At 66.8% G+C, this 6,645-nt stretch carries 9 protein-coding genes; 5 read left to right on the forward strand and 4 right to left on the reverse strand.

The genetic code is table 11. From position 1 onward, the window contains the following. Window positions 1-55 precede the first annotated feature (55 nt). Entirely contained in the window at window positions 56-223 is a 168-nt protein-coding gene (locus tag QW845_RS30240; RefSeq protein WP_315805174.1) for a hypothetical protein, read from the reverse strand. Here QW845_RS30240 and QW845_RS30245 point away from each other — a divergent pair. Further along, entirely contained in the window at window positions 144-743 is a 600-nt protein-coding gene (locus QW845_RS30245) for an aspartate/glutamate racemase family protein (protein WP_315805172.1), read from the forward strand. The two genes, QW845_RS30240 and QW845_RS30245, sit on opposite strands and share 80 nt — an antisense overlap. A gap of 12 nt (window positions 744-755) precedes the next feature. Here QW845_RS30245 and QW845_RS30250 read toward each other — a convergent pair whose 3' ends face one another. Continuing rightward, window positions 756-2,114: an LLM class flavin-dependent oxidoreductase gene (locus tag QW845_RS30250; RefSeq protein ID WP_315805161.1), complete on the reverse strand. Its 1,359-nt coding sequence runs from the start codon at window positions 2,112-2,114 to the stop codon at window positions 756-758. A 210-nt stretch (window positions 2,115-2,324) separates the two neighbouring features. Here QW845_RS30250 and QW845_RS30255 point away from each other — a divergent pair, with 210 nt between their 5' ends. Both QW845_RS30255 and QW845_RS30260 read left to right on the forward strand, forming a co-directional pair. Next, window positions 2,325-3,992 carry a tannase/feruloyl esterase family alpha/beta hydrolase gene (locus QW845_RS30255; RefSeq protein ID WP_315805162.1) on the forward strand — a complete coding sequence of 556 codons (1,668 nt, stop codon included), beginning with the start codon at window positions 2,325-2,327 and terminating at the stop codon, window positions 3,990-3,992. A 140-nt stretch (window positions 3,993-4,132) separates the two neighbouring features. Further along, window positions 4,133-4,342 (forward strand): PRC-barrel domain containing protein, encoded by a 210-nt coding sequence (locus tag QW845_RS30260; protein WP_315805163.1) that lies wholly within the window; start codon window positions 4,133-4,135, stop codon window positions 4,340-4,342. 51 nt (window positions 4,343-4,393) lie between these two features. On the opposite strand, the gene QW845_RS30265 is transcribed toward QW845_RS30260, so the two are convergent. Further along, window positions 4,394-4,813 carry an NUDIX hydrolase gene (locus QW845_RS30265; RefSeq protein WP_315805164.1) on the reverse strand — a complete coding sequence of 140 codons (420 nt, stop codon included), beginning with the start codon at window positions 4,811-4,813 and terminating at the stop codon, window positions 4,394-4,396. Window positions 4,814-5,081: 268 nt separating this feature from the next. Here QW845_RS30265 and QW845_RS30270 point away from each other — a divergent pair, with 268 nt between their 5' ends. Both QW845_RS30270 and QW845_RS30275 read left to right on the forward strand, forming a co-directional pair. After that, window positions 5,082-5,309, forward strand: coding sequence for a hypothetical protein (locus QW845_RS30270; RefSeq protein ID WP_315805173.1), 228 nt, complete (start codon window positions 5,082-5,084; stop codon window positions 5,307-5,309). Between the two features lie 599 nt (window positions 5,310-5,908). Further along, window positions 5,909-6,193 (forward strand): hypothetical protein, encoded by a 285-nt coding sequence (locus QW845_RS30275; RefSeq protein ID WP_315805165.1) that lies wholly within the window; start codon window positions 5,909-5,911, stop codon window positions 6,191-6,193. An 89-nt stretch (window positions 6,194-6,282) separates the two neighbouring features. Here the strand turns inward: QW845_RS30275 and QW845_RS30280 are convergent. Further along, window positions 6,283-6,645, reverse strand: a 363-nt coding sequence (locus QW845_RS30280; protein ID WP_315805166.1) for a hypothetical protein, incomplete at its 5' end; no start/stop codon positions are given.

The following is a 6,645-nucleotide window of genomic DNA, read 5'->3' on the forward strand; positions in this document are numbered from 1 at the left end:
GCCCGCCACCCTCATAGGCGAATGGGGCTGGAGTTGACGTTTGGCCGACGATTGTTCACGAGGAGAGCTTCGTCATCTGAGCAACCGTCCTCATGCCCCGCATCCTCCTGATCAATCCCAACAGCTCGGCCACGACCACCGCGATGATGGTCTCGATCGCGGCCGCCTGCTGCGCCGGCCGGGCCGAGGTGGTCGGCGCGACCGCGACGCGGGCGCCGGCCATGATCGTGGATGCCGAGGCGCTGGCCGCATCGGCGGCGGAAGTGGTCGATATCGGCCGCGCGCATCGCGATGCTTGCGACGGCATCATCGTCGCGGCGTTCGGCGATCCCGGCGCCGCGGAGCTTGGCAGCCAGTGCTCGCTGCCGGTGGCGGGCATCGGCGAGGCGTCGATGCGCGAGGCCGCAGAGGGCGGGCGGCGCTTCGGCGTTGCCACGGTGACGCCTGCGCTGGTCGCGAGCATCGCGGGCCTTGCAGACAGGCTGAACCTGTCCGCGCAGTTCACCGGGACGCGTCTGACGCACGGCGACCCGGCCGCGCTCGCCGTCGATCCGGCGCGGCTTGCTGCCGCCCTGGCTGACGCCACGCGCGCCTGTATTGCCGAGGACGGCGCCGAGGCCGTGATCATCGGCGGCGGGCCGCTGGCGCAGGCCGCCGATCAGTTGCAGCGGCAATTCGCCGTGCCGATCATCAAGCCGATCGAGGCGGCGGTGGCCGTGTTGCTGTCGCGTCTGTCGGGCTGAGTGCCAGCAGCATTACGGCCGGTAGCCCGCCGCGGGATGCGGGGCCGCGAGCCGGGCACGGCCGAACAGCTTTTCGCGCAGCGTCCCCGGCTGGTAGGCCTTCTTGTAGCGGCCGCGTCTGGTCAGCTCCGGCACCAGCATGTCGGCGACATCGGCAAAACTCTCCGGTGATAACGCAAAGGCGAGGTTGAGGCCGTCGACCCCGGTCTGCTCGATCCAACTCTCGATGAGATCGGCGACCTTCGCAGGCCCGCCGACGAACACCGGGCCGATGCCGCCGATGCCGACATGCTCGGCAACCTCGCGCACGGTCCACACCCGGTCCGGATCGGCCCGCGTGACGTTGTCCATCGCGCTGCGGCCGGCATCGTTGAGCACGTGGCGGACCTGCTGGTCGAGGTCGTAGGTCGAGAAGTCGACGCCGGTCCAGCCCGACATCAGGGTCAGCGACGCCTCGTGGTCGATGTAGCGGCGATAGTCGGCGAACTTCGCCTCGGCCGCCGCATCGGTTTCGCCGAGCACGACGGTGGCGATGCTGAAGATGACGATGTCGCTGCCCGCGCGACCCGCGTCGGCGGCGGCCTGGCGGATCGCGGCGACGCGCGGCGCGATGATCTTGGCCGACGGGCCGGACATGAACACGCATTCGGCATGCCGGCCGGCGAACACGCGGCCGCGCGGCGAGGTGCCGGCCTGATACAGCACCGGCGTCCGCTGCGGCGACGGCTCACAGAGATGGATGGCGTCGAGCTGGTAGTTCTCGCCGTGATGGCTGACGCGGTGAACCTTCGTGGGATCGGTGAACACGCCGCTGGTCCGGTCGCGCTTGACGGCGTCGTCCTCCCAGCTGCCTTCCCACAGTCTGTAGACCACCTCCATGTACTCGTCGGCGACGTCGTAGCGGTCGTCATGCGCGGTCTGGCGGTCCTTGCCCATGCCACGCGCGGCACTGTCGAGATAGCCGGTGACGATGTTCCAGCCGATGCGGCCTTCGGTCAGATGATCGAGCGTCGACATCCGCCGCGCGAACGGGTAGGGCGGCTCATAGGACAGCGTGCAGGTGACGCCGAAGCCGAGATGCTCGGTCACGGCGGCCATGGCCGAGATCAGCATCATCGGATCGTTCACCGGCACCTGGATGGCGTGACGGAGCGCCGCGTCGGGGTTGCCGCCATAGACATCGTAGACGCCGAGCACATCGGCGAGAAACAGTCCGTCGAAGCGGCCGCGCTCCAAGGTCTTGGCGAGGTCGAGCCAATAGGGCAGGCGATTGTAGTCGGAGGACCGGTCGCGCGGATGCCGCCACAGGCCGGGCGACTGGTGCCCCACGCAGTTCATCGCAAACGCATTCAACCTGATGTCCGCAGCCATGATGTCCCTCGGCGCTTCCTCGACGCCCATCAGATGGCACGCTTCGGCCGACGTTTTCAATCGCACCCCTGCGCACGGCCGCTTGCGGCGGGCGCAGGCTTGGCTATGGTCGGAAGCGATCGAGCGCGCCGCGAAGCAACGACGATGCGTGACGGGCTTTGGCCCGCAGGTGTGGGGACGACTGTGAGGACGATCGTGAGGACGACCGTGATGACGATCCGTGTGACGGCGCTGACCGCGGTCTTGCTGACGACGTCCGCCATGGCGGCCGCGCAGGCGGAGGAGTTCAAGGCGAGCTGCGCCACGCTGGCGCAAGGCTTCTCCGGCAGCGGCCGCATCGTCACGGCGGAATTCGTCGCTGCAGGCGGTGTGCAACTGGCGCCGCCCGCGCCTGCGGGCGCGACCGCACCCGCGCCGGATCACTGCCTGATCCGGGGCAAGATCAACGAGCGTACCGGCATCGACGGCAAGCCCTATGCTGTTGGCTACGAGCTGCGATTGCCCGCGACGTGGAATGGCAAGTTCGTCTTTCAGGGCGGCGGCGGCGTCGACGGCGTGCTGCGCCCGGCACTCGGCCTGCTCACCGGCGCGACGCCGCCCAACGGACTCTCGAACGGCTATGCCGTCGCCTCGACCGACTCGGGCCATCTCGAGGAGCCGGGGCCGCTCGGGCCGTATCTGTTCGGCCTCGATCCGCAGGCGCGGCGGGACAAGGGCTACAGCTCGATCCCGCCGGTGGCCGCGGCGGCGAAGGCCGCGGCCGAGAAGCTGTACGGCAAGGCACCGCGCCGGTCCTACTTCGCTGGCTGCTCCAACGGCGGCCGGCAGGCGATGGCGGTGACCCAGCGCTTCCCCGAGCTGTTCGACGGCGTCATCGCCGGTGCGCCGGCCTATCGCGTGCCGCTGGCCGGCATCGACGTGATCGCGCAGGAGCAGGCGCTGCTGGCGATCGCGCCTCCGGGACCTGACGGCAAGGCCGATGTGGGCAGCGCGCTGACCGACGACGACCTGAAGCTCGTCGCCGATGCCGTGACCGCCTCTTGCGACGGCGCCGACGGTGCCAAGGACGGCATGGTGCAGGATGTCATGGCCTGCCGCTTCGATCCGGCCGTGCTCGCCTGCAAGGAGGGCGAGAGCGCGCAATGCCTGTCCGCTCCCAAGCTGAAGGCCGTCAGGCTGATGTTCGACGGCAGCCGCAATTCCATGGGCGGATTGATCTATGCGCGCTGGCCGTATGATCCCGGGCTCGCCGCGCCCGGCTGGCGCGCCTGGAAGCTCGGTACGCCCAAAGCGAGTCCGCCCAATGCGCGCAATCTCACGCTCATTCCCGGCGGCGTCGCCTATGATTTCATGAGCCCGCCGGAGACGCCGGAGGATCTCGTCGCCTGGGTGCGCAATTTCGATCTCGACCGCGATCCGCGGAAGGTGATGAAGGGCGCCGGCGGCTTCGACGCCGGCATGGAATATGAGGCCGCGACCTCGACCGATCTCGACGCCTTCAAGGCGAAGGGCGGCAAGATGCTGTTCTATCACGGCACGGCCGACCCGATCTTCTCGGCGCTCGACACGATCGACTATGTCGATCAGCTCAAGACCAGATACGGCCCTGATGCCGACGGCTTTGCGCGGCTGTTCCTGGTTCCCGGCATGAACCATTGCGGCGGCGGACCCGCCACCGATCAGTTCGACTTGCTGAGCGCGCTGGACCGATGGGTGGAGGGCACGGCCGCGGCGCCCGAGGCGATCCGGGCCACCGCGCGGCGCGCGCCCGATGTGCCATGGCCCGGGCGCACACGCGATCTCTGCGCGTTCCCGAAGGTGCTGACCTACAAGGGCAGCGGCAGCCTCGAGGATGCGGCGAATTTCGAGTGCCGCTGAACCGGTGGTGCATGTCGTCTGCGCGGTGCACGATCACTTGATGAGCGGTTGACCCGGGACGGGGACGAGCCGATCTATCCGCCAGCGCCGGCCTGTCTCCGCAGCGTTGCGGCTCCCATCAGCCCTCAGACCGTTCAATCATGGTTGCCGTCAAGACGCGAGCCTTCACCATTCTGTGCGAGTTCGAGCACGCCCAGACCGAGCTGATCGGGAAATGCGTGGCCTTGAGCGACGGCAAGGCGGGAACCGTCGAGCAGGTGTATCTCGACGAGCTGCATGGGTTGCGCATCACCCTCAGCGGTCATGACGGGCGCTGGCCGGTGTCGACCATCAAGTTCACGCAATCCTGAGCGGCGGCGTTGGTCTCGGATCTGGAGCGCTCAAGCGATCGAGCGGCTCGATCAACGCTGCTTGGCGTGCCCGCTGGCAAAGCTCTCGATGAGGCGCCGCAGCTTGGCCCGGTGCACGCGACGTGCGGCTTCCGCGGCGGGCAGCCAGGCCAGCTTCCGCTGCCCGCGTTCGGGATAGCGTCCATGCTGCTTGGTCACCTTCAGCGGGTAGAGCTTGACCTCGCACGGGATCTTCCGCTTGCCCTTGCGCTTGCTGTGCTTGAAACGGCCGAGCGGCTGGCGGCCGATCTTGCCGCGCAAGCCTGCCTCTTCATACGCCTCGATCGCCGCGACCCGATGCGGACCCTTGCGAAGGATCGGCGAGCCCTTCGGCACCGACCAGCGCTGCTTGCGCCGGGTGGTGATCAGCAGGATGCTGAGCTGCGCGGCCTCGATACGAAAGGGCAGGGCGGCGAATTGCTTGTTTTTCATGAGACCCCCTTTCGTCGAATGCCTTGAACCATGCACCGGCTCGATTGGTTCCTGAGAGAGCTGCCGGAAAACCTGGGCCGCTGCATATCAAATGATCCGAGAGCGGGCCGGCGCCGCGGCTACCGTCGATGCTCCCGGCGCGGCCGGCCGCTGCTGGTCTGCCGTCCGGGACGACGTTGGTCACGGCCGATTCACCTATGTTGATGCGCGCGGCATCGCCTGATCTAGAGTTGTCGATGCGCATCAATGAAACTGGATGCAATCCCGCATGGAAGTAGAAGGTCAAAAGAAGCGGCGCCGGCGTGTCAAGCAGACGATGTCGCTGGGTGAGCGGTTGCTGGCGATGGCGCGCGAGGCGCGAGACAGGGCGAAACGTCTGCCCCCGGGCATCGAACAGGCCACGCAGCTGCGGCGCGCCCGCGAGGCCGAAGCGATCGTCGAGCTCGATCGCTTCCTGACGGCCCCAGCACGCAGCACGCCGCCGCGGTCGCGTTGACGCCGTCTCGCGCCGGCCTCGGACGACGTGGCGCGACGCCGCGGAGGTCACCACGCAGCAGGTCACCAAGCAGCAATGTCGACCGAGCAACAATGCCGCGGCTGCTTTTGCGGCATGCGGACTCGAATTGATGCAGACATCGCTGCAACAACGCGCTCGACAGGATCGACGTCCTGAGCGACCGCAACGACCATGCGTTGGGCAAGGCAGTCCAGAGACGCGAGCACGATCAAACCATTTCCAAGGCCGCGCGGATTGAAGCATGTTTGGCTGGTGGCGAGGGCGCCCTCGGCTTCACGGCCGACGGGCGTTTTTTGGGGACGCGGGACGGACGACGTGTCGCGTTGGGGGGCTCTCGACGACCGGCTCCGTCCGGCGTCGTCGCGCGCATCGCTGATCTGGCTGCGGCCGCGAAGGCGAGAGCGCCGGGCTGGTGGTATTTCCGGAGCTTGCGGCAACAGGGCTGACCGAATCCGGCCGAGACGGCGAGCCAATTCCCGGCCGCGTTACCGCCGGGCTTTGCGGATATCGCCAATCCGTATCACCGGCGTCACTTCGGTGTTCGCGGTGGCGAGAGCAATGCCAATTCGCATTCGCGAATGTGTGCGACGCCGCGAATTTCGATCCCGGGGTCAGCGGCGTGTTCGGTCCGGAACCATTGGCGTTTCCGCGCCGCGATCGTCGCAGGCGGGGAGGGGATCGCGACCGTCGAAATCGACACCCGCAATCTCGACAGCGTCTGTTCGACCAACCTTGTCAGGCGGAAGGATGTCGTCCTGCATGCCCATGCCGCGCTCGTATCGTCCGCCGGTGCAACCGAAGGCGGGCAATTCCTGACGCTGCGCGCGCCCACCGTTCCAAAATGGAACGGAAACCGCGTGTGAGGGGTTCGAGCGTGGGGGCGACAGCGCTATCCACATTTCTGCACAGCCGTCGCAAAAAGTTCTTGCGCGGGATGCGGCATCGCACTATCTCACCACCACGCCAGCCGGACATCACTGATGACTGAGGCCCCCGACTTTCGGGACCGACGTTGCTTTTCGTCTGACTGGCTCCTGAGTTTTTCTTCAAGAAATGCTCTTGACGGTCTCTGAAAATCGGCTATGTGAAGCGCCCCGGACATCGGGACTTCTTCGGCGAAACAGACGATCGAAGATGATGCACTAAGTAGTTCGAGCGAACTAACAAGTGCGGGCTGTTTGACAAGTGAAGATGAAGAAAGAGAAACGTGGACGGCGGAGTCCTTGCGGATCTCGGGATTGAGAGCTTCGGCTTTTGGTTCTGAGATCGGACGAGAAGACTTCGGCGGACAATGTTTCAAAGGTAACACCATGGT

The sequence above is a fragment of the Bradyrhizobium sp. SZCCHNS3002 genome (assembly GCF_032377435.1).
Classification (GTDB): domain Bacteria; phylum Pseudomonadota; class Alphaproteobacteria; order Rhizobiales; family Xanthobacteraceae; genus Bradyrhizobium.

Coding starts and splice junctions, on each gene's coding strand:
- QW845_RS30245 (WP_315805172.1), top strand. CDS start 144: ATGATGGTCTCGATCGCGGCCGCCTGCTGCGCCGGCCGGGCCGAGGTG.
- QW845_RS30240 (WP_315805174.1), bottom strand. CDS start 223: ATGGCCGGCGCCCGCGTCGCGGTCGCGCCGACCACCTCGGCCCGGCCG.
- QW845_RS30250 (WP_315805161.1), bottom strand. CDS start 2,114: ATGGCTGCGGACATCAGGTTGAATGCGTTTGCGATGAACTGCGTGGGG.
- QW845_RS30255 (WP_315805162.1), top strand. CDS start 2,325: ATGACGATCCGTGTGACGGCGCTGACCGCGGTCTTGCTGACGACGTCC.
- QW845_RS30260 (WP_315805163.1), top strand. CDS start 4,133: ATGGTTGCCGTCAAGACGCGAGCCTTCACCATTCTGTGCGAGTTCGAG.
- QW845_RS30265 (WP_315805164.1), bottom strand. CDS start 4,813: ATGAAAAACAAGCAATTCGCCGCCCTGCCCTTTCGTATCGAGGCCGCG.
- QW845_RS30270 (WP_315805173.1), top strand. CDS start 5,082: ATGGAAGTAGAAGGTCAAAAGAAGCGGCGCCGGCGTGTCAAGCAGACG.
- QW845_RS30275 (WP_315805165.1), top strand. CDS start 5,909: ATGTGTGCGACGCCGCGAATTTCGATCCCGGGGTCAGCGGCGTGTTCG.